This window comes from Marinobacter guineae, from assembly GCF_002744735.1.
GTDB lineage: Bacteria > Pseudomonadota > Gammaproteobacteria > Pseudomonadales > Oleiphilaceae > Marinobacter > Marinobacter guineae.
On sequence record NZ_KZ319341.1, the window covers coordinates 498,462 to 520,623 of the forward strand.

20 protein-coding genes are annotated in these 22,162 nt (G+C 56.9%); 7 read left to right on the forward strand and 13 right to left on the reverse strand.

The genetic code is table 11. The features are described from left to right. Position 1: 1 nt before the first annotated feature. The 10 genes from recJ to ffh form a co-directional block, all read right to left on the reverse strand. The gene (gene recJ, locus CLH62_RS16665) at positions 2-1,732 is read right to left on the reverse strand and encodes a single-stranded-DNA-specific exonuclease RecJ (protein WP_099619307.1); all 1,731 of its coding nucleotides are present in this window, start codon (positions 1,730-1,732) and stop codon (positions 2-4) included. Between the two features lie 6 nt (positions 1,733-1,738). Then, positions 1,739-3,139: a threonine synthase gene (gene thrC / locus CLH62_RS16670; RefSeq protein ID WP_099619308.1), complete on the reverse strand. Its 1,401-nt coding sequence runs from the start codon at positions 3,137-3,139 to the stop codon at positions 1,739-1,741. Between the two features lie 11 nt (positions 3,140-3,150). After that, complete coding sequence (locus CLH62_RS16675; protein WP_099619309.1) at positions 3,151-4,452, reverse strand: homoserine dehydrogenase; 1,302 nt, start codon at positions 4,450-4,452, stop codon at positions 3,151-3,153. 145 nt (positions 4,453-4,597) lie between these two features. Further along, complete coding sequence (locus CLH62_RS16680) at positions 4,598-5,329, reverse strand: DsbC family protein (RefSeq protein ID WP_099619310.1); 732 nt, start codon at positions 5,327-5,329, stop codon at positions 4,598-4,600. A gap of 122 nt (positions 5,330-5,451) precedes the next feature. After that, positions 5,452-6,354 (reverse strand): site-specific tyrosine recombinase XerD, encoded by a 903-nt coding sequence (gene xerD, locus CLH62_RS16685; protein WP_099619508.1) that lies wholly within the window; start codon positions 6,352-6,354, stop codon positions 5,452-5,454. 112 nt (positions 6,355-6,466) lie between these two features. After that, positions 6,467-6,823, reverse strand: coding sequence for a 50S ribosomal protein L19 (rplS, locus tag CLH62_RS16690; RefSeq protein ID WP_099619311.1), 357 nt, complete (start codon positions 6,821-6,823; stop codon positions 6,467-6,469). A 37-nt stretch (positions 6,824-6,860) separates the two neighbouring features. After that, entirely contained in the window at positions 6,861-7,607 is a 747-nt protein-coding gene (trmD, locus tag CLH62_RS16695; protein ID WP_099619312.1) for a tRNA (guanosine(37)-N1)-methyltransferase TrmD, read from the reverse strand. 3 nt (positions 7,608-7,610) lie between these two features. After that, positions 7,611-8,138 carry a ribosome maturation factor RimM gene (rimM, locus tag CLH62_RS16700; RefSeq protein ID WP_099619313.1) on the reverse strand — a complete coding sequence of 176 codons (528 nt, stop codon included), beginning with the start codon at positions 8,136-8,138 and terminating at the stop codon, positions 7,611-7,613. A gap of 27 nt (positions 8,139-8,165) precedes the next feature. Continuing rightward, positions 8,166-8,405: a 30S ribosomal protein S16 gene (gene rpsP, locus CLH62_RS16705; RefSeq protein ID WP_099619314.1), complete on the reverse strand. Its 240-nt coding sequence runs from the start codon at positions 8,403-8,405 to the stop codon at positions 8,166-8,168. 163 nt (positions 8,406-8,568) lie between these two features. Then, positions 8,569-9,957, reverse strand: a complete 1,389-nt coding sequence (ffh, locus tag CLH62_RS16710) for a signal recognition particle protein (protein WP_099619315.1) — start codon at positions 9,955-9,957, stop codon at positions 8,569-8,571. 181 nt (positions 9,958-10,138) lie between these two features. On the opposite strand from ffh, the gene CLH62_RS16715 reads away from it, so the two are divergent. From CLH62_RS16715 to CLH62_RS16735, 5 genes are all read left to right on the forward strand, one after another. Continuing rightward, positions 10,139-10,945: a cytochrome C assembly family protein gene (locus tag CLH62_RS16715; RefSeq protein WP_099619316.1), complete on the forward strand. Its 807-nt coding sequence runs from the start codon at positions 10,139-10,141 to the stop codon at positions 10,943-10,945. A gap of 86 nt (positions 10,946-11,031) precedes the next feature. Continuing rightward, on the forward strand, positions 11,032-12,315 hold the full coding sequence (locus CLH62_RS16720; protein ID WP_099619317.1) for an HlyC/CorC family transporter: 1,284 nt from the start codon (positions 11,032-11,034) through the stop codon (positions 12,313-12,315). A gap of 160 nt (positions 12,316-12,475) precedes the next feature. Next, on the forward strand, positions 12,476-13,078 hold the full coding sequence (locus CLH62_RS16725) for a Yip1 family protein (RefSeq protein WP_099619318.1): 603 nt from the start codon (positions 12,476-12,478) through the stop codon (positions 13,076-13,078). A gap of 195 nt (positions 13,079-13,273) precedes the next feature. Continuing rightward, complete coding sequence (locus CLH62_RS16730) at positions 13,274-15,496, forward strand: DUF1631 domain-containing protein (protein WP_099619319.1); 2,223 nt, start codon at positions 13,274-13,276, stop codon at positions 15,494-15,496. A gap of 5 nt (positions 15,497-15,501) precedes the next feature. Beyond that, positions 15,502-16,257 carry an energy transducer TonB family protein gene (locus CLH62_RS16735; RefSeq protein WP_099619320.1) on the forward strand — a complete coding sequence of 252 codons (756 nt, stop codon included), beginning with the start codon at positions 15,502-15,504 and terminating at the stop codon, positions 16,255-16,257. Between the two features lie 13 nt (positions 16,258-16,270). On the opposite strand, the gene grxD is transcribed toward CLH62_RS16735, so the two are convergent. Continuing rightward, positions 16,271-16,597: a Grx4 family monothiol glutaredoxin gene (grxD, locus tag CLH62_RS16740; protein WP_099619509.1), complete on the reverse strand. Its 327-nt coding sequence runs from the start codon at positions 16,595-16,597 to the stop codon at positions 16,271-16,273. A gap of 238 nt (positions 16,598-16,835) precedes the next feature. Here grxD and argF point away from each other — a divergent pair, with 238 nt between their 5' ends. Both argF and CLH62_RS16750 read left to right on the forward strand, forming a co-directional pair. Next, entirely contained in the window at positions 16,836-17,750 is a 915-nt protein-coding gene (argF, locus tag CLH62_RS16745) for an ornithine carbamoyltransferase (protein WP_099619321.1), read from the forward strand. 4 nt (positions 17,751-17,754) lie between these two features. Next, positions 17,755-18,828, forward strand: a complete 1,074-nt coding sequence (locus tag CLH62_RS16750) for an ABC transporter ATP-binding protein (RefSeq protein WP_099619322.1) — start codon at positions 17,755-17,757, stop codon at positions 18,826-18,828. Between the two features lie 7 nt (positions 18,829-18,835). Here CLH62_RS16750 and glpK read toward each other — a convergent pair whose 3' ends face one another. Both glpK and CLH62_RS16760 read right to left on the reverse strand, forming a co-directional pair. Beyond that, the gene (glpK, locus tag CLH62_RS16755; RefSeq protein ID WP_099619323.1) at positions 18,836-20,317 is read right to left on the reverse strand and encodes a glycerol kinase GlpK; all 1,482 of its coding nucleotides are present in this window, start codon (positions 20,315-20,317) and stop codon (positions 18,836-18,838) included. Between the two features lie 257 nt (positions 20,318-20,574). Further along, a complete protein-coding gene (locus tag CLH62_RS16760) occupies positions 20,575-22,149 on the reverse strand; it encodes an ATP-binding protein (RefSeq protein ID WP_099619510.1) in 1,575 nt (524 codons plus the stop codon). Positions 22,150-22,162: the final 13 nt, after the last annotated feature.

Below are 22,162 nucleotides of genomic sequence, written 5' to 3' on the forward strand. Positions count from 1 at the left end.
CTTACAGTGGTTCCAGGTAATCCACCAACAGTTGCAGGTTGGTGCGCCCCCGGAAGGTATTGGCATCCGGTTTGTAAACTACCCGTGCCCCGGTACGGGTATAGTCGGGCACTTCGGGACCGGTGTTGAAGGCAATGCCGTCGACAATGCCGCCGCCGTCAACAGGCTGCAACACTAGCTTAAGATGGTTCTCACCGACGATACGCTGACTCACTACCCGGAACTCGCCATCGAACAGCGGCTCCGGAAAATGCTGCCCCCAAGGGCCGGCGCGCTTGAGCAGCGCGGCCGTGTCGAGGGAAAGCTCATCCGGGCCCAAGGGTCCATCAGTGGTAATAGCCGCTTCGAGATCTTCCGCGCAGAGCGTGTCGCGAACAGCCTGGTCGAAAGCCGCGGAAAAGGCGTCCAGATCCGCTTTTGCCAGGGTCATGCCAGCGGCCATGGCGTGACCACCAAACTTTTTCATCATGCCGGGATGACGGGAGTCGACAGCCGCGAGAACATCTCGGATATGCAAGCCGGGGATAGAGCGGGCGGAGCCCTTGATGTCTTCGCCGTTATCGTCCGGGGCAAAGGCAATGGTGGGTCGGTGGGTCTGTTCCCGGATGCGGGCGGCAAGGATGCCGATGACCCCCTGATGCCAGTCAAGATCAAACAGCGCCAGGCCCCAGGGCAAACCTTCCAGATCCAGCGACATGGACGCCAACAGATCCTGCGCCTGGGCTTTCATGTCTTTCTCTATGGTTCTGCGCTCCCGGTTGAAGGTATCCAGCTCCCGGGCGAGCCGGCGGGCCTCATCAGGGCTATCTGCCAGCAGGCAGGCGATGCCGATGCTCATGTCATCCAGACGGCCCGCCGCGTTCAGGCGGGGGCCGACCACGAATCCGAGGTCTGTTGAGCTTATAGCCGTGTGGTCCCTACCAGCCACTTCCAACAGAGCCAGTATGCCGGGGCGAGCCTCGCCCTGGCGTATCCGGCGCAGGCCCTGCTCTACGAAAATGCGGTTGTTGTGGTCCAGGGGTACCACATCAGCAACCGTCCCCAGCGCCACCAGATCAAGCAGGCTTCCCAGGTTAGGCTCCGGCTGCGGCAAGCGTCCGGTTTCCCGGAGGTGTTTGCGTAGCGCCGTAAGTACATAAAACATCACGCCAACCCCGGCGGCATTCTTGCTCAGAAAGGGGCAGCCAGGCTGATTCGGATTCACGATGGCGTCGGCATCCGGGAGCTCTTCCCCGGCCAGGTGATGATCGGTGACCACCACCTTCACACCCAACTCCCGGGCAACACGGACACCTTCAATGGCTGATATACCGTTATCCACCGTGACCATCAGGTCTGGCAACTCACCTTCGTCACGTAGGCGCTCAATGATCCCGGGGGTCAGACCATAGCCGTCAGCAAATCGGCTGGGCACCCGGAAGTCAATACTCTGCAAACCGAGCATGGACAGACCGAGCATAGCCACGGCGGTGCTGGTGGCGCCGTCTGCGTCGAAGTCACCCAGAACCAGCACTCGCTCCTGCTGGCCAATGGCCTCGGCCAGAAGCTCAACGGCACGGTCAATGCCCTGCAAGGACATGGGCGAGGCCAGATGCTTGAGGGTGTAGCTCAACTGCTCGTCGGAGGTGACGCCGCGGGCCGCATACAGCCGGCGAAGCAAGGGGGGCAGCTTTTGCCCCCAGCCGGCAAGCGATTCCGGCTGGGGGCGACGCAGGATCTTTTTGGATGCCATGCCAGGTCAGGTCTTCTTCCAGTTCTTGGCGATGAATTCCTGAACGCCAGCGATGTTGTTATCCAACACCGTGTAACGTTCTTCCCGCTCAAACAGGTCCGCCATGTGGGCCGGCAGTGGCGGCTGCACACTCAGGCCGGACTCGGCGACGGCATCCGGGAACTTGGCAGGATGGGCGGTTCCCAGAGTAATCATCGGCACCGCCGGATCACGGCGACAGTTGCGGGCAGCACGGACGCCGATCGCCGTGTGGGGATCCAGCAGATACTCGTTCTGATCGTAGGTCTCGCGGATAGTGTCGCAGGTGGTTTTATCATCCACCGCATCGCTGTCAAACAGCTTGCGGGCGTGCTTCCAGCGGTAATCCTCGATGCTGACCGGGCCTTTGGCGGCATTTTCCAGCAGCGTTTTCACCGCCAGCCCATCCCGGCCATGAAGGTCAAACAGCAGGCGCTCGAAGTTACTGGACACCATGATATCCATACTCGGAGACAGGGTGTGCTCGAGCTGGTGCTGCTCGTATTTGTTACCACTCATGAAGCGATGCAGGATATCGTTCCGGTTTGTGGCAATAACCAGCTGGGAAATCGGCAGCCCCATCTTCTTTGCCAGGTAGCCGGCAAAGATATCGCCGAAGTTGCCAGTGGGTACCGAGAAGGCCATGCTTCGATCCGGCCCGCCCAGCGCCAGTGAGGCATGGAAGTAGTAAACGATCTGGGCCATGATCCGTGCCCAGTTAATGGAATTCACTGCCGCCAGCTGGGTCTTCCCGCCCAGGAAGGACTGATTGCCAAAGCTCTCCTTCACCATCCGCTGGCAGTCATCAAAATTGCCGCGCACGGCAATGTTGTGAATGTTATCACCTTCAACAGTGGTCATCTGGCGGCGTTGGACTTCTGACACCCGCTGGTACGGGTGCAGGATGAAGATATCCACATGCTTACAGCGACGGCAACCTTCAATGGCCGCAGAGCCGGTATCACCGGAGGTGGCCCCCATGATGACCACGTGCTGCTGGCGCTTCTCCAGCACATAATCCAGCAATCGACCCAGCAACTGCAGGGCGAAATCCTTGAACGCCAGAGTCGGGCCATGGAACAGCTCCATCACCCACTCATTGGTGTCCAGCTGTACCAGCGGTGCAACGGCCTTGTGGGCGAACACGGCGTAGGTTTCATCCAGCATCTTGCGAAAGTCGTCCGCAGGAATCGCATCGTCTACAAACGGGTGCATGACGTTAAAGGCAAGTTCGCTGTAGGAAAGCCCGCGCCAGCTCCGGATTTCCTCGAGACTGAAATGCGGCAGCGATTCCGGAACATAAAGGCCACCATCGGTGGCCAGCCCAGTCAGCAAAACGTCTTCAAAGCCCAGTGCGGGCGCTTCACCCCGCGTACTGATGTATCTCACATGTGTACCTGTCAGTTAAAGTTTTCAGCGCGGATGCGGACAACCTGGCCATCGGTGTCGGACAGGGCTTCCAGCTCTTCGATCGCACGGTTAATCTGCCGCTCCTGAACCGTGTGGGTCAGGATAATCACCGGAATTCGGCCGTCTTTCAGCTCGGATTCCTTCTGCATGATCGACTCGATATTGATGCCGTGCTCACTCAGGATGGAGGCAATCTTTGCCAGCACACCCGGGCGGTCCAGAGCAGTAATACGAAGGTAATAGGCTGACTGGATATCCTCCATGGAAAGGACGTCCAGATCCTCCATCGCCTCCGGTGCGAAACCGAGGTAAGGCACACGCTGTTTGCTTTCGCTGGCCACGCCGCGGGCAACATCCACAATATCGGCGATTACGGCGGAGGCAGTCGCTTCATCGCCGGCGCCCGGGCCATAGTACATGGTCTGACCAACGGCATCGCCATCAACCAGTACCGCGTTCAGGACGCCATCAACCTGGGCAATCAGGTGGCTCTGGGGAACCAGGGTGGGATGAACCCGCAATTCGATGCCATCGTCCCGGCGCCGGGCGATACCCAGATGCTTGATGCGATAGCCCAACAATTCGGCGTGGGCGATATCGTAGGGAGTGATCTTCGAAATCCCCTCGGTGTAGGCTTTTTCAAACTGCAGCGGCACGCCGAAGCCGGCCGATGCCAGGATGGTCAGCTTATGGGCTGCATCAATACCTTCAACGTCAAAGGTCGGATCGGCCTCGGCGTAGCCCAGATCCTGAGCTTCCTTGAGCACTTCGGTAAACTCCCGACCTGCACGCATTTCGGTGAGGATGTAATTGCCTGTGCCATTGATAATGCCGGCAATCCAGTCGATACGGTTTGCCGCCATGCCTTCACGCACAGCCTTGATCACCGGAATACCACCAGCTACTCCGGCCTCGTAGGCAACCACAACGCCGGCCTTCTCGGCGGCCTCGAAGATTTCGTTGCCGTGCACGGCGATCAGGGCCTTGTTGGCCGTCACAACATGCTTGCCATTGCGGATGGCCGCCAGCACGAGTTCACGGGCTGCGTCGTAACCGCCAATGAGTTCCACCACGATATCCACGCCCGGATCGTTAACTACGTCGTAAATGTCGGTGCTGAAGGGTACGTCTCCGAGGTCCATGTCCTCGCGAGCACGGCGACTGGCGATCCGGGTAATCCGTATGTTACAGCCGGCCCGGCCGGCAATGAGCCTGGCATTCCGGGTCAAGACATTAAAGGTACCGCCGCCGACGGTTCCCAGTCCGCAGATTCCGACACTGACGTCTTTCAAACTCTCACCTCTGATCCCGAAGGGGTGCTGATGGATTGCAATAAGGGGGCATAGTATACCGATTCAGGCCTCACTGAATAAGCCCTGAATCGGAACCAACTCAAATACCGAAACTTTCGGGAAGCCCTGACGACCAAAACTGCAATCAGAGCAGCCCAAGGCCCTCGGCCAGACGCTTCGCCGGGACATAACCTCGAACCATATTGCCATCTTCCAGCACAATGGCTGGCGTGCCCGTTACGCCAATCCGGCCGCCAAGCCGGTACTGCTCCTGAACCGGATTTTCGCAACTTGCCTCATCAACCTTGCGGCCCGCCTTGGCAGCGTCCATGGCAGCCTGCTGATTCTCGGCACACCAGACCGACTCGTACTTTCTGAATGAAGCCGTATTGGGGCCTGAGCGGGGAAACGCGTAGTAATTAACAGTAATACCGTACTCATTGAGTTGCGGCACCTCATCGTGCAGCTTCCGGCAATATGGGCAGTCAATATCAGTGAAGACATCTACCACCGCCTTTTCGTTTTTGGCTGGAAAGCTAATCACGCCATCGTCCCCAAAGCCGGCCATGATCGCCTTGCGAGACTCGGCGCGGGCGGCTTCAGTGACATTAGCGATACCCTGATCAGTGATTTTCAGCAGATCGCCGGTCATCAGATACTGGCCATCTTCTGTTGTGTAAATAGTGTCACCGTTGTTGCTCTGAACCTCGTAGAGGCCTTGCGCTTCGGATTGCCGCACCGACACCACCTCGAGGCCCGGCACGGCCTGGGTCAGGCGCTCGGCAATCCGATCTTCCACTTCGCCGGCACTGACGCTGGCCACTCCCAACAAGCCGCCCAAGACACTGAACACCACGACAAGACTTTTAATATTCATTCTGGCAAACAACCCTTTTCCGGTAATCGGTTAAACAACCCGGGCAGTATTGGCACAGGCCGGGAATCAATTCAATGCGACATCCCCTTGCAGGGAAAGTTCACCTTGCATTCTGTCTGCACTCAGCCTCGAGGATGATGGGCCTGGTGCAATGAATGCAGCCGCTGGCGGGCCACATGGGTGTAGATCTGGGTCGTGGACAAGTCCGAGTGACCGAGCAGCATCTGGACAACACGCAAGTCCGCACCATGATTGAGGAGATGGGTGGCAAACGCATGCCTGAGCGTATGGGGGGACAGGTGTTTTCGGATACCCACTCGCAGGGCGTAGTGTTTGATGCGATGCCAGAAAGTCTGACGCGTCATGGCCGCTGCCCGGTTACCGGGGAACAGCGCGTCACAGGACCGACCCTTCAGGAGTTCCGGACGCCCTTCTTTCATATACTGGACCAACCAGTCCACAGCTTCTTCGCCCAGGGGCACCAGCCGTTCCTTGTCACCCTTGCCGGTAATCCGGACCACACCCTGGCGCAGATTTACCTGATCAACCCTCAGCTCCGTCAGCTCGGACACCCGCAGGCCGCACCCGTAGAGAATCTCCATCATGGCCTTGTCGCGGAGCTCAATGGCAATACCGGGGTCGGGTTCTGAAAGGAGCGCATCCACCTCCTCTTCTGTCAGGGAATCCGGCAGGCGTCGTGGCAACCGCGGGCTATCAATACGTAGGGTCGGATCCTCAGCGATCAGACTTTCCCGCAACAAAAATCGGTAAAACCGGCGGAGCCCCGAAAGGCGCCTTGCGGCCGTGGAGCTCTTTAGCCCTTCTGCAAGCCCTCGGGACATCCAGGCCAGAAGGTCGGTTCGGCGAACCTCCTTCAATAACGGTCGACCCGGCTGATCCTGTAGCCATTCTGACAACCGGGACAGATCACTCCGGTATGCCTGCCTCGTCTTTTCGCCAAGGCCATCCTCAAGCCAGATGGCATCGACAAACCGACCGATCACTGATTCGTCTTCTGATCTCACGCCCAAGCCCTCGAACTGCGACTAAGCCACAGCAAGCATACCGGATCGTCAGACACAAAAAAGGCAGCCATGGGCTGCCTTTTTTCTTGCCTGGTGCTCAGCAATACGCTGATCAGCCCAGCTTTTCCTTGATACGAGCTGCCTTGCCAGACAGGTCGCGCAGATAATAAAGCTTGGCCTGGCGTACGTCCCCGCGGCGCTTCACACTGAGGCTGTCAATCAGCTTGGAGAAGGTCTGGAAGGTACGCTCTACACCAACACCGTAAGAGATCTTACGGACGGTGAAGGAGGAGTTCATGCCACGGTTACGCTTACCGATGACAACACCCTCGAACGCCTGCAGACGCTCACGGTTACCCTCAGTTACGCGGACCTGAACGACCACGGTGTCACCCGGCGCAAACGCAGGGATTTCCTTGGTCATCTGTTCTGCTTCAAGTTGACTGATGATGTTGTTCTTGCCACTCATCGTAATGCTCCTGATACCTAATCTGTTAATGCCCTGATCATTCAGAGGCACCCGGTTCGTTCAAAATCTCTACCAGCAGCTGACGCTCTTCGTCCGTAAACACCCGCTTTTCAAGCAGGTCGGGGCGTCGCTGCCGGGTTCGCCTCAGCGACTGCTTGAGTCGCCAACGCCGGATCTGATCATGATGACCGCCCAATAAAACATCCGGCACCGCCAGACCTTCGTAGACCTCGGGCCGGGTGTAGTGCGGACAATCCAGCAAACCGTCAGCAAAAGAATCCTGCTCTGCCGACTGCGCATGACCCAGCGCTCCGGGGATGAGGCGTGTAACCGCATCGATAACAGCCATCGCTGCCAGCTCGCCACCAGAAAGAACAAAGTCGCCCAGCGACACCTCCCGATCGACTTCCGTCGCTATCAGGCGCTCATCAACACCTTCGTACCGGCCTGCCACGAGAATCAGCCGCTTTTCGGCCGCAAGAGACTCGACAACAGTCTGATCCAAGGTCTCGCCCTGGGGCGACAGGTAAACCACGCAAGCCTTGCCAGGCGCCGCCTCCCGTGCCACGTGAATGGCATCCCGGAGGGGCTGAATTTTCATCAGCATACCCGGGCCGCCACCATAGGGCCGGTCATCCACTGTGCGGTGCCGATCGTGGGTGTAGTCACGGGGATTCCAGCTCTGGAAAGTCAGAAGACCATCCCGGACTGCCCTACCCGTAATCCCATAATCCGTTACCGCACTGAACATATCCGGGAACAGACTGACTGCGCCAATCCACACCCGTCAGAACTCCGGATCCCAGTCCACAACCATGCGCTTGGCAGCCAGATCAACTTTCTGGACCACCTGGTCCGGAAGGTAAGGGATCAGACGCTCACGCTGATCGATGGAGCCCGTCGTCGCTTGCACCACCAGAACATCGTTGGAACCGGTTTCAATCAGATGATGCACTTTACCAAGGCATTCATCCTCGACCGTGACAACCTCAAGGCCTTCCAGCTGAAACCAGTAGAACTCGCCCTCGGGGAGCTCGGGCAACTCTGCCCTGGAAACCCTGACCTCAGCACCACAATAAGTGCGCGCCAACTCACGATCATCAATTCCCTTCAGCCTGACGACAATGGCCTGCCCTTGGCGGCGACCTTCCTCAAGCTTGACTGGAATACATCTACCGTCCAGATCCAGAGTCCAGTCCGGATAGTTCAGTATTCCTTCCTTGGGATCCGTGTAGGAGAAGACTTTCAGCCACCCCTTGACCCCAAATACCGAGGTAATCCGGCCGATCACAGTTTCCTGCGAATTCTGTGTCATGCCATAAACCCCGGTGTCAATACTGAGTTACTCAGCAGCCTTCAGCAGCTGGGCAACGCGATCGCTGGCCTGAGCACCCTGGCCAAGCCAGTGGTTGATACGGTCACGATCTACGCGCAAACGCTCTTCCTGGCCGCGGGCGACCGGGTTGAAAAAGCCAACACGCTCAATAAAACGACCGTCGCGTGATTTGCGGCTGTCGGTGACTGTCAGATGGTAGAACGGGCGCTTCTTGGAGCCGCCGCGAGCCAAACGGATTATTACCATTTAACCAATATCCTGTTCTGTTGTACGAACTTTGTACGATTCCCGCCTGCTGAACAACAGCTGACGCGAAGAGCCATACTCGAAAGGGGCGCTATTCTATGCTAAATGAACGCCAAAGAAAACAGGAAAACCGGTTGTTTCCCAGTTTTCCATGTAAGGCTTTTTACATACGGCCAAATGGAGGCGCGCCACCACCTCCGCCGCCCGGTGGCATCATGCCACCCATGCCGCGCATCATATTCGCCATGCCACCCTTTTTGCCAAACTTTTTCATCATTTTCTGCATTTGCTTGTGCTGCTTGAGCAAACGATTCACATCCTGGATCTGTGTGCCAGACCCGGTGGCAATGCGGCGCTTGCGGGAGTTGTTGATGACATCCGGGTAGCGACGCTCCTTCGGGGTCATCGAGCAAATGATGGCCTCCATCTGCCCCATGGACTTGTCGTTTACCTGCTGCTGGGCCATCTGGGCCATCTGCCCCATACCCGGAAGCTTGTCGAGCAAACCACCAATGCCTCCCATATTCTTCATTTGCTGCAACTGGTCACGGAAGTCTTCCAGATCAAAGCTCTTGCCCTTCTTGATCTTCTTGGTGAGCTTCTGGGCCTTTTTCTGGTCCAGCTTGCGCTCCGCGTCCTCTATAAGGGAGAGCACATCGCCCATACCCAGAATCCGGGAGGCGATCCGGTCAGGGTAGAACGGCTCCAGGGCATCGGACTTCTCACCCACACCCAGGAATTTAATCGGTTTGCCGGTGATGTGGCGGACGGACAAGGCTGCACCACCCCTGGCGTCGCCATCGGTTTTGGTCAGCACCACGCCTGTCAGCGGTAAGGCGTCGTTGAAGGCTTTGGCTGTGTTGGCCGCATCCTGACCTGTCATGGCGTCAACCACAAACAGGGTTTCTACCGGATTGACGGCTTTATGAAGCCTGCCAATCTCACCCATCATCTGCTCATCAACGTGAAGACGACCCGCGGTATCGAGAATCACCACATCAATATGCTTTTTCCGCGCGGCAGCAATTGCGCCTTCGGCAATTTCCACGGGGTCCTGGTCAGCAGTGCTCGGGAAAAACTCGACGCCGACCTCGCCTGCCAGGGTTTCCAGCTGGCGAATCGCTGCCGGACGGTATATGTCAGCACTGACAACCATCACGGACTTCTTCTGGCGTTCCTTGAGAAAGCGGGAGAGTTTGGCAACAGTGGTGGTCTTACCAGCACCCTGCAAGCCGGCCATCATAATCACGGCCGGCGGCTGAACGTTCAGGTTCAGGGATTCGTTACCCTCACCCATCACTCGCTCAAGTTCCTGCTGAACAACCTTTACGAATACCTGGCCAGGCGTAAGGCTGCGCTGCACCTCCTGCCCGATAGCGCGCGTGCGGACACCCTCAACAAAATCCTTCACTACCGGGAGGGCAACGTCGGCCTCCAGCAGTGCCATCCGCACCTCTCTGAGGGTGTCCTTTATATTCTCGTCGGTGAGGCGCGCCTGGCCGGAAATCTTGCGCAGACTGCCGGAAAGTCGGTCTTGGAGGTTATCAAACATGTTGCTCTTCCGTACCCCGGATAAATTGAGTGCATGAACCACAGAGCCAGCGTCGGCTCCTTGATTCCAGTTGCATAATCGCGACATTATAACCAGACTATCGCCCTGAAACGACCAGCCCGGTCAAATCGGCTGAAACCAATGCCGATCTCCAGTCAGAACAGTGGTAAATAAGGAAGTCATGGGAACGCTGATTCTCGCGGTCACCTCTCTTTTTCTTTACAGCGTTGGTACTGCGCTGCAAGCCCTGCATTTCAGGGGCCGGGTTCAAAGCAATCTTGCCATTACCACCCTGATTGGCGTACTCGCCCTGACCAGTCATGGCCTTCTGATAGCCCAGACCGTTCACCATGATGGGGGCTTCGACTTCAGCTTTTTCAAAAGCTCAGTGCTGATATCCTGGCTGATCGTCTTCCTGCTGCTTGGGCTGAATCTGAAAAAGCCGGTTCAAAGCCTGTTCCTGGGCGTGTACCCGCTGGCCATACTCACGATTATCGTGGCACTGGTCACCCATGGACCTTCCAGGCTGGTGTCAGACCAGAGCTACGGCATGCTGTCCCATATCGCATTATCAGTGACAGCCTACAGCCTCTTTACCCTGGCGGCTATCCAAGCCGTGCTCCTGTATTTCCAGAATCGCCAACTGAAGCACAATTACAACAGCCTTCTGGTCCGCAACCTGCCACCGCTGCAAACCATGGAGTCGCTGCTGTTCGAGATGGTCTGGGCAGGGGTGGTCATGCTCATTCTGGCGATTGTGACCGGCGCGCTCTTCATCGAAGATCTTTTTGCCCAGAATCTCGCCCACAAAACCCTCTTCTCGATACTTTCCCTGCTCGTCTTCGTGGCACTCCTGATTGGTCGCTACACCAAAGGCTGGCGCGGCATCACCGCAAGCCGGTGGACACTGGCGGGCTGTGCCCTGCTGATGCTGGCGTTCTATGGCAGCAAATTTGTCCTGGAACTCATCTTCCAGAGAGGCGGCTGACTCCCTGAAACGCCCGTCACTCTCTTGACACGGGGCTCTCCCACACCCTATTTTCGCTACTTGCCAGCAATATAAGGACACCCCTTTTGAACGAAACATCGCTTACCGCGCTGTTTATTCTCCTTGTCGGACTGATCGTGCTCTCCGGATTCTTCTCCAGTTCAGAAACGGGGATGATGTCCCTCAACAGGTATCGTCTCAAACATATGGCCAAGACCGGCCATAAAGGCGCCAAACGTGCCCAGGGTTTACTGCAACGCACGGACCAGCTGATCGGCGTTATTCTGATTGGCAACAACTTCGTCAATATCTTCGCATCGTCGATTGCCACAGTTATTGCGATACGTGTCTGGGGCGACGCCGGCATAGCGATAGCAACGGTCCTGTTGACCATCGTGATCCTGATTTTTGCAGAGGTGACTCCCAAGACCCTGGCAGCGCTGTTCCCGGAGAAAATCGCATTCCCTGCCAGCTACATACTCGGGCCGTTATTGAAAATCCTCTACCCCATTGTTTGGGCAGTTAACCTGTTTACCGGTGGCATATTGAAGCTGCTTGGTGTTTCTGCGGCAGATGCTGCCAATGACCACCTCAGTCGGGAGGAACTCAGAACCCTCGTCAATGAAGCTGGTGCGCTGATTCCCGCCAAGCACAAAGACATGCTGGTCAGCATACTCGATCTGGAAAAAGTGACGGTGAACGACATCATGGTGCCTCGCAATGAGGTGGTTGGCATCGATCTGGAGGACGACACCGACACGATCCTGCGCCAGTTACGCAGCAGTCAGCACACCCGACTGCCAGTCTACAAAGGTGACATCAACAACATTCAGGGCATCCTGCACCTCCGGAGCGCATCCAAGCTGCTTCAACAGGAGGAAATCAACAAGGCCATGATCATGCAGCTTTGCCAGGAACCCTACTTCGTCCCGGAAAGCACCCCGCTGAATACCCAACTAATCAATTTCCAGAAAGGCCGGCGAAGGTTTGGTGTGGTGGTCGACGAGTATGGAGACGTTCTCGGCCTTGCGACACTGGAGGACATACTGGAAGAAATTGTCGGCGACTTCACAACGGATTACGCAGCAACCAGCCCCGACATCATTCCCCAGGACGATGGCACGTTTATCATTGACGGCGCCTCAGCCGTGCGCACCATCAACAAGACCCTGGGATGGAAACTCCCCACGGACGGGCCAAAAACCCTCAACGGCCTGATTACCGAAACCCTGGAGAACATTCCGGACACCAACGTCTGCCTGAAAGTGGATGGGCACCGGGTGGAGGTATTGCAGATCAAGGACAATGTTGTGAAAGCGGCTATTGTGCACCCGAAAAAGCGCAAAAAGCGTTCACTTTCGCTGACCTGAACAAACCCGACCTTTTCGCTTCCCTGTCGCTATAGACCTTTAAGTTATAGCGGTACCTATTCTTGAAAGATCAAAATGTAATCACCGGCTTGACCGTTATCAATCCCCCACCAACACTGAGAGTGCGTGCGACACAAAAACAACCAAAAGGAATTCGTCCATGAGCCTGACACACAGTTTTGGCCTGCTTACCCACCCGGACCAGGAATGGGAAGCGATACGCAAAGAATCCGAATCTGTCACCAAACTCTATGTCGGCCACATTTTGTTACTGGCCTTGATCCCCGCCGTTGCAGGTTTTTATGGAACAACCCAGGTTGGCTGGCAAATTGGTGACGGCCAGATAACCCGACTCTCCACAGCCAGTGCGCTTCAGCTATCAGCACTGTTCTATGTCGCCATGCTCGCGGGCATATTTGTGCTGGGCAAGTTCATCGATTTTTTTGCCGCCACCTACGATGCGGTTGAGCGGATACCGAGAGGCGTCGCCCTGGCGGCCTACACTGCGACGCCAATCTTCCTGATTGGCGTCATCGCAGCATATCCCAACATCTGGGTTAACATGCTGGCCGGGCTCGTAGCTGCCGCCTATGCAGTCTATCTGCTCTACGAAGGACTCCCCATCCTGATGAAAATCCCCGAAGAGCGAGGCTTCATGTTTGCCTCTGCCGTGCTCACAGTCGGACTGGTGATGTTTGTTGCCTTGCTGGCCATCAGCGTTGTCATCTGGAGCATGGGCGTAGGCCCTGTCTATGTGAACTGACCGCGATATCTCTGGCAAGTCAGTAACATGCATAAGGGTGCCCTGAGGGGCACCCTGTGTTTTTTGAATTCGGTCCCAGGTTAGCGTTTAGTCATGTTAACTTTAGTGAAAATGCGGTAAGTTTAGCCAATAACGAGAATACAAGGATCTTTAGCTCGGTCATGTATCCGGTTGAGGCGTAATCAGGAGTCTGCCATGAACAAGCAGTCCGGCATACATTACCTCCGTGAGCATCGGGAAGCAGGAAGTAGCAAGCCGGTTCCCGCGGAGGTCACCCGCATCCGGGACACTGTTGTCGCCGGGCTGGGCGATTTGCTGCAGGGTGCTTTCGACGCCGTCGACGATTCACTGTTCGAACTGGCCAATAACGCACGCAGCAATAACGAGCAGAATCGGTATTTCGAGGCGATGCGTGAAATCCGCATCAAGCGGAAGGGTGTGGAGCGGCATTTCCAGAACACAGTCGCCCAGTACTTCTCGAATCCGCCACATACTGGCCTTCTCCAGGAAGAAAACCTGAGCAAACAGGCCAGTGCCGACACGCTGTCTCTGGTCGGCAATGACGACCTGGAAGAGCAGGTTGCGCTCAACGCCATGATTACCAAAGCAAAAGCCCATTTTCAGGGTCCACTACTCCAACTCCAGACCCGCTTCACTCAGGTTTATCCCGAGGCCACCGACGAGTCACCGGTTAACCCGATGGCGCCAGAACATCTATGCAGCGCCTTTACCGAGGCGATACAGGCCCTGGAAATCCAGATCCGGGAACGCCTGATTCTGCTCAAGCAATTTGACCGCTACGTTGTCTCCAACCTTGGAATGTTGCTGGACGAAGCCAACCGCATTCTGATTCAGGCCGGCGTCATCCCGAATTTCCGTTATCACGGCAAAGCGGGACAGCAGCATGGTGCTTCAAAGGCACAAGACACCGGCAAGGAGACATCCGGGGCCTCAGGCTCCGCAACTCAAACGATGGCCGGAGAATCCGGTAACAGCAGCGCTGTTTTCGACCAGATCAGGCAGATGTTGGCACATCAAAGGGCCAATGCCGGGATACCGCCCCGATCATCTGACCCAAACGTTCGCGTAGTCGGCGATTCCGAGCTGGCCAGTCTGCTGAATTCGCTGCCTCTCGCAGGCGCCAGACACGACCAGGGCGACCTGAGTTACGGGGAGCCTGTCAGTATCGATCTCAGACAGTTGATGCAGCAACTGCTTGCCAAGGCAGATGCAGGGGATGGCCGAAAACCGGCACTGAACGAGATCGACGAAGACCTCATCAATCTGGTGTCCATGTTGTTCGAGTTTATTCTTGATGATTACAACCTTTCTGCCCCGGTCCAGGTATTAATCAGCCGCCTTCAGATTCCGATACTCAAAGTAGTCATTCGGGACAAGAGCTTCTTTAGCCAGGCCACACACCCGGCCCGACGCCTGCTGAACTCCCTCGCCCGGGCAGGCATCGGCTGGAGCAGTAGTGACGAGAAAACCAAGGACAAACTGTACGGCCAGATTCACAACATTGTTCAGAGGATTCTCAACGAATTTGATGGGGACATAGCGTTGTTCGAGACATTGAACCAGGAGTTTGAGCAATTCCTGGAACGGGAGAACCGTAAAGCCTCACTGGTTGAGCAGCGGACCCGGGAATCGGAACGGGGCCGTATCAAGTCCCAGACGGCACAGCAAACCGTCGATAATTTGCTGAAAGAAAAAGTGTCACGCTACAAGCTGCCAGAATCGATCCACGACATTCTGATGAACGGTTGGAGTCGGGTGATGTTTCTCGCCTACCTCAGGGACGACGTTGAGCATCGCTGGAATGCGACGGTGAAGGTGGTTGATGACCTGATCTGGTGCCTGCATCCCCATCAGGAGGATGACGAGAGGGACCAGTGGGTTCGGGTTGTGCCGGGCCTTTTGAAAGCTCTGAAATCAGGTCTGGAGGAAGTTTCCTACAATTCGTCCAGGCTGGACGAAATGATGGGCCATCTGAAACATGAACTGGCCGAAGCATTCAGAACCAATGCAGCCATAGAAGCACGGCAGGACTCGCCCCAAGAGATTGAAGAAGAGGAAATCGCTACCGTTCACCAGACCGCAGTCGAACGGCAGCAGGAGCTGGAAGAGGCTGCAATTTCCGAATACGTGGCTCAGATTGACAGCATTGAAATCGGTAACTGGGTAGAGTTTCGCCTGGTCAATGGTGCCAACTTCCGCTGCAAGCTTTCCGCCATTATCGAGGAAGCCGACTGCTTTGTCTTCGTGAACCGGATGGGGCTGAAGGTAATCGAAAAAACACGGATCCAGCTGGCCCACGAAATGCGCCGTGGTCGCCTGACTCTGCTGGAACAGGGCGCTCTGATTGACCGGGCTCTGGACGCTGTTGTCGGCACCTTACGGAGCAAAACGGCCTGACATTAATGGTCGAAAATGGCAGTGCCAGTGCCCTTCCGGCACAATACCGGATCGGCCTTGCACTATCCCTGGCGCTACTGTTTCATACCCTTTTGCTCGCTGGCATTCCTTCGCCGGTCAGAGAGCAAGAGGAGGCCCATCGCGAAAGCCTGAAATTAGAACTGATTCCCCCGGGCATTGACGAGACTTCCCGCCCCAGCCCGGAATCCTCCGCAACCAGTCGGCCGATACCTCCCATTCCACGTTTCACGACTGAGCCTGTCGAACCGATAATCACCCGGCAGAAGCCTGCCCCCCCGGATGCCCCCCCACAGGTCGGCCCCGAGCCGCCTGTACCAAAGCCCGAAACAGCGGAGAATAGCCGTAAATCAACAGCCAGTAACAGCGTCCGCGCCGGGAAAGTTGCTCAGCAGGAAGTGGATGCCGCCGACGCAGCCGTAACCCGCATTACCAAATCCCCAACGGAGCAGGACCCATACGTGGTAATTTTGGCTACACATCTGGCGCGCCAGCTCGAACAAGTCAGGGTTCCGGCAGTGAGAAAATTGTCCCGAACTGTGGCTATGGAGGTGGAGCTACAACTGCTTGGTAACGGCGCCCTGACCAGGGCACGAGTACTGAAATCGACGGGAATCAAGGGTATCGATGAGGCCGCCTACCGGGCCGCTCTGGCAGCAAGTCCCTACCCCAGACCGCCCGAAGGTGGAAACAGCCAGAATCGTTTCGAAGTTGAACTGGTGTTCACTCCGAAACGGCTCTGACTCAAGACTGCTTTCAGGCTTCTGCCTGCTTCGCAGCCTCTTTGACCATCTTGGCCAGCTCACCACTCTCGGACATTTCCAGAATGATGTCACAACCCCCAACGAGCTCGCCGCTGATGTACAGCTGCGGATAGGTCGGCCAGCTGGAATACACCTTGAGACCCTCGCGGAGCTCTTGGTTGTCCAAAATATTCACGAACGCAAAACGCTCGCCACAGGCCATCAGAGCCTGCACGGTTTTAGCGGAAAAGCCACACTGGGGCGCCTGGGGGCTGCCCTTCATGTACAGGATGATCGGGTTTTCGTCGAGCTGGCTTTTGATGGTTTCATTGATATCCATGAACATTCACCTCTGTTGGAACAGTCTTGCCACACGGCAATTTGATTAACGGTATTGTACACGGGTGCCTGACCGCTCACCAAACACAGTGATTTGACCTCAGACAACGCCACCGGTTCCGGCCCGGTTGCAGCGTTGTCATACCTGCCCCGAAGGGCTAGACTTGATGCCCCGTTTTTTCAGCCAACGTTCAGGCAATCCCGCACGCTGCGGGGTTCGTTGAGATAAGGGCCATTTCATGGCAGCAAGACATTTTCTGACATTGAATGACATGACAACCAGTGAGCTGGAAAGCCTCGTTGATCATGCCACTGCTTTGCGCAACGAATGGCGGCAGGGCAAGGTTCGCAACTCTCTTGAAAATCGTGTGCTTGCGATGATTTTCGAAAAGTCATCAACGCGGACCCGAGTTTCCTTTGAAGCAGGCATGACCCAGCTCGGCGGCTCCGCGATGTTCCTGTCTTCAAGGGACACCCAGCTTGGCCGGGGCGAACCCATTGAGGACTCCGCCATCGTAATCTCCAGCATGGTAGATGCGGTGATGATCCGCACCTTCGCCCACGAGACGGTCGAGCGCTTTGCTGCCGCTTCCCGGGTGCCGGTGATTAACGCCCTGACGGATGAGTTCCACCCGTGCCAGCTTCTGGCCGATATGCAGACGTACCGGGAACACCGCGGCAGCATCCGCGGTGCCACCGTGGCCTGGATCGGCGATGGTAACAACATGTGCCACTCCTACATCAACGCGGCGGCCCAGTTTGATTTCCACCTGAATGTTGCCTGCCCAAAGGGCTACGAGCCCGCCGAATCCCTGATCAAGGCACACAGCGATCGCATAACCCTGTTTCGCGAACCGGCAGAAGCCGCGCGCAATGCCCACCTCTTGGTAACCGATGTTTGGGCGTCCATGGGTCAGGAAGACGAACAGAAAGCCCGTCAGAAAGCGTTCAGTGGCTACCAGATCAACCCGGAGCTGCTGGCCATGGCGGATAAGGACGCCTTGTTCATGCACTGCCTGCCGGCGCACCGGGGCGAAGAGATTTCCGCAGACATGATGGAACATCCCGCTTCGGTGGTGTGGGACGAGGCAGAAAACCGCCTGCACGCACAGAAAGCCCTGCTTGAGTTTCTCATTCTGAACCACCTGGACTGACCCCATGAGTACGACCGCGCAATCTCCTGCAGACTGGCTGCTTGAGGTCAACAACCTGTCTTGTGGCTACGGCGGGGATTCCGTGGTCAAGGATGTCAACTTCGCGCTGAGCCACGGCGACATCGGCTGTCTGTTGGGCCCCAGCGGCTGCGGCAAAAGCACCATCCTTCGGGCTCTGGCCGGCTTTCTGCCGTTGACGGGTGGTGAGATCTGCCTCCAGTCTCAGGCCATCAGCCTGCCCGGTCGCACCCTGCCGCCCGAGAAGCGTCGGATCGGCATGGTGTTTCAGGACTATGCCCTGTTTCCGCACCTGACGATCGCCGATAACGTTGGCTTTGGCCTGCGCAATCTGGGCAAGGCGGAGAAGCGGCAGAAGGTAATGGAGCTGCTCAATGTCGTTCACCTCCAGGACCTGGCCGATAACTACCCCCACGAACTGTCCGGCGGTCAGCAGCAACGAGTTGCCCTGGCCCGCGCGCTGGCACCCGAACCAACCCTGATCCTGCTGGACGAGCCGTTTTCCAATCTGGATGCGGACTTGCGCCGGCGCCTGAGCCTGGATGTTCGGGAAATTCTCAAAACACTGGGGATAAGCGCCATCCTGGTGACCCACGATCAACAGGAAGCCTTCGCCATGTGCGATCAGGTTGCGGTGTTGCGGGACGGCATGATCCAGCAGTGGGACGTGCCTTACAATCTCTATCATGAGCCGGCAAACCGCTTCGTGGCGAGCTTCGTCGGCCAGGGCGGATTCATCCCCGGCAAGGCCCTGGGGCCAGATACCATTGAATCGGAACTGGGCATTATTCACGGCAACCGGGCCTACAAGTGGTCCTCGGGCACCCTTGTAGACGTACTGATCCGGCCGGATGACATTGTCCACGATCCAGACTCGGATCTTCGACCGAAAGTTATCGAGAAAACCTTCGCAGGAACCTCAACGCTTTACCGCTTCCGCTGTTCGGAAGACACTGAATTCGAGGCCCTTTTCCGAAGCCATCTGGACTTCCATCTGGGCGAGCACGTGCCGGTGCGCGTCGAGGCGGATCACCTGATCGCTTTTGAGCGCACCGCCTGAACCACACTCAGTTGTTACAGACCCGCTCAACGGCATCGATCCAGCCAGCATAAAGGGATTCACGCAGGGCTGGCCGCATGCCGGGATGGAACTGACGCTCACACTCCCAAAGCCCGGATATCTGCTCGAGACTCTCGAACACACCCGTCTGCAGTCCGGCGAGGTAGGCGGCCCCGAGTGCTGTTGTTTCCGTTACCCTTGGCCGATAAACGGTGACATTCAGAATATCTGCCAGGAACTGCATCACCCAGTCATTCACCACCATGCCGCCATCCACTCGCAGGGAATCAAGCCGGGCGCCATCATTCTGGATAGCGCGAACCAGGTCCTTGGTCTGATAACACACCGACTGCAGGCCCGCCGTGACTATCTCGCCAATCCCCGTATCCCGGGTCAGCCCCATGATCGCCCCACGGGCATGGGGATCCCAGTGGGGCGCGCCCAGACCGGTAAACGCCGGTACCAGATAAACCGGATTCTCGACACCAACGGCCTCGGCGTGGGCCACGGATTCATTGGCATGTGCAATCAGCTTCAGCCCATCCCTCAGCCATTGCATGGCGGCACCGGCGACAAAAATACTGCCCTCCACCGCGTAGCAGGGCTTCCCGTTGAGGCGGTAGGCCATTGTTGTCAGCAAACGGTTCTCGGAACGAATGGCCTGATCCCCGGTATTGAGCATCAGAAAGCACCCGGTGCCATAGGTGCTCTTGGCCATCCCCGGCTTGAAGCAGGCCTGTCCCACCAGAGCGGCGTGTTGATCGCCGGCAATGCCCGCAATCATGACCGGACTTCCCAGCCAATGTGATTCCGCAGTACCGTAATTCGCGGCACTATCCAGCACGATGGGTAACAGGGCGCGGGGCACACGGAACAGAGCCAGAAGCTCGTCGTCCCAGTCCTGCCCGTAAATGTTGAAAAGCGCTGTGCGCGAGGCATTGGTGGCATCGGTGCAATGTGACTTGCCGCCAGTCAGATTCCAGAGCAGCCAGCTGTCCACTGTTCCGAACGCCAGCTCACCGGATTCTGCCCGCTCACGGGCACCCTCCACATTGTCCAGTATCCAGGCGATCTTGGTCGCCGAGAAATAAGGGTCTATCAGCAACCCCGTCCGCTCGACGACGCTATCTTCATGCCCGTCCGACTTGAGCTTGGTACACCAGGACGCAGTCCGACGATCCTGCCAGACAATGGCATGATATACGGGCTTGCCGGTGGCCCGCTCCCAGATCACCGTGGTTTCGCGCTGATTGGTGATGCCAATGCCTGCCAGGTCACCGGCCTCAATGCCGGCCTTCTCCAGGGCACCCCGGCACACCGCCAGCGTGCTGTCCCAGATTTCGAGGGCATCATGCTCAACCCAGCCGTCCTTTGGGAAATACTGATGGAATTCCTGCTGATCAGTAGCAACGCTGTTGCCCGTCTGGTCGAAAACGATCGCGCGGGAGCTGGTTGTGCCCTGGTCAATGGCGAGCAGATAGCGGGTCATGGACGGCCTCCTGTTGTTTTTTTCGATTCTAACAGCAGAGGCACCGGGAAAGAGTGACCAATCCGGTATTTGGCGGCAGACATAAAAAAAGGGCCGGAAAACCGGCCCTCAAATGACGAATGAAACAAGGAAAGTTCGTAAGAACTACAACCTCAAAAGTCATCCCTTACGCTTTCGATTATCGACGCCAAAGCAGAAAACTTCAGTAGCGCTTGTGTAGCAGCTTTGTTACATCAGGTGAGTCAGCAAGTCCTGGTTCACACAATTGAATCCAGTGGTTTCTTTCTGGGCCAGACCAGACTGAACTTCGCTCCGCCGAGGTTGTCGCTTCTGCTGACGAAGGCCTGGCCGCCATGCCAATACAGAATCCGCCGGACGATGGACAAACCGAGACCATAGCCGCCGGAGGTACGGGTACGGCTATCGTCCAGCCGGGCGAAGGCCGTGAATACTTTCTCCCACTCCCCCTCCGGAATCCCGGGGCCATCATCCTCTACGTCAATCCGGCAATTATCCTCGTCAAAATGACAGTTTACGGCGACCCTGCCAGCAGCATAGCGTCCAGCATTACCAACCAGATTCTGGATCGCCCGGTGCAGGTAACGGGGCTCAACATCCGACAATGCCCAGCGTTCGGACGTCTCATCAATATTGCCTTGAATACTCAGCTCCGGTCGCACCAGCTGCTGCTCCGAAACCACCTGGCGGACAATGTCGGTTACCGAGGTTTCATGAAGAGAGAAAACCGGGCCACCCTGTTCCAGCCTGGCGTAGGTGAGAATCTCGTCGATCAGTTCGTCCAGCTCCTGAATATCGCCGTCGATACCGTCCAGCTGCTTCTGCAGAGAGGCCTGATCCTGACAATCCTCGATCATCTGGACGCCAAACCGGATTCGGGCCACTGGGGTACGTAATTCGTGCGATACCGCATGAATCATTTCCCGCTGCACATGCACCAGCCGCTGGATATGTTCCGCCATGCCGTTAAAGGAAGAGGCCAGCCGGGAAACCAGGGTCCCTTCGCCCGCCTGAACCCTTGCTCCCATTTCACCGCGAGCTATTCGAACAGCCACCGACTCCACGGTTCTGAGATTGTTGTCCACTTCCCGAAGCGCCAGGAACAGGGCGACCGCAAGCACGCCACCCAGCACCATCACCAGCAGGAGAACAACGGGCCAGGACCAGGCATTGAAGGGAGCAGGTATATCAATCCGGAACAGCTCACCATTCGAGAGTTGAATAATGACTCTGCCGCAGCCATCAGAGCCCTCTGTGTAGAATGCCAGGCCACGCTCGGCAACCTGATCCAGAACATCTGAACCCGGCAGCAGGGTTGAGTCATCCAAAGGACGAACCTCAACGTTGAGAGCCTGGGCCATTTGAGCAGCAACATCAGGACGATTCTCAGGCGACGCTGAATCAAGATGCCAACGGAAGAAAAGCCCGGTGGTTTCAGCCACATCGCGGTACGGGTTGGTCAGGCGCAGTTGCAAAATCTGCCCGGAGAGCCCCATGATGAGAACCCGATACCCGGCACCACTCTCAATTCCGACCACCTGACCGTAACCCAGTCTCTCGAGCGCAACCGGAGAAATCTCAAACTCCGAAGCGGCGCCGACACGGAGATCAACTGTCGATCTCAGCCAATGATATTGCTGCGCCGGAGCAGGCGCTGCTGCCAGCCACCGCAGCACAGGCTCAGGAAAGCGCTCATGCCAGAACTGGGAACGAACAGAATTGATACCGGCAAACAGGAGAGCACACAAAAGGACAACCAGCGCAGTGAGGCCGGCAAGGCGGGCATAGAGCTTGAGGAAGAGCTTCAGGGGCATGATACCAACCCTG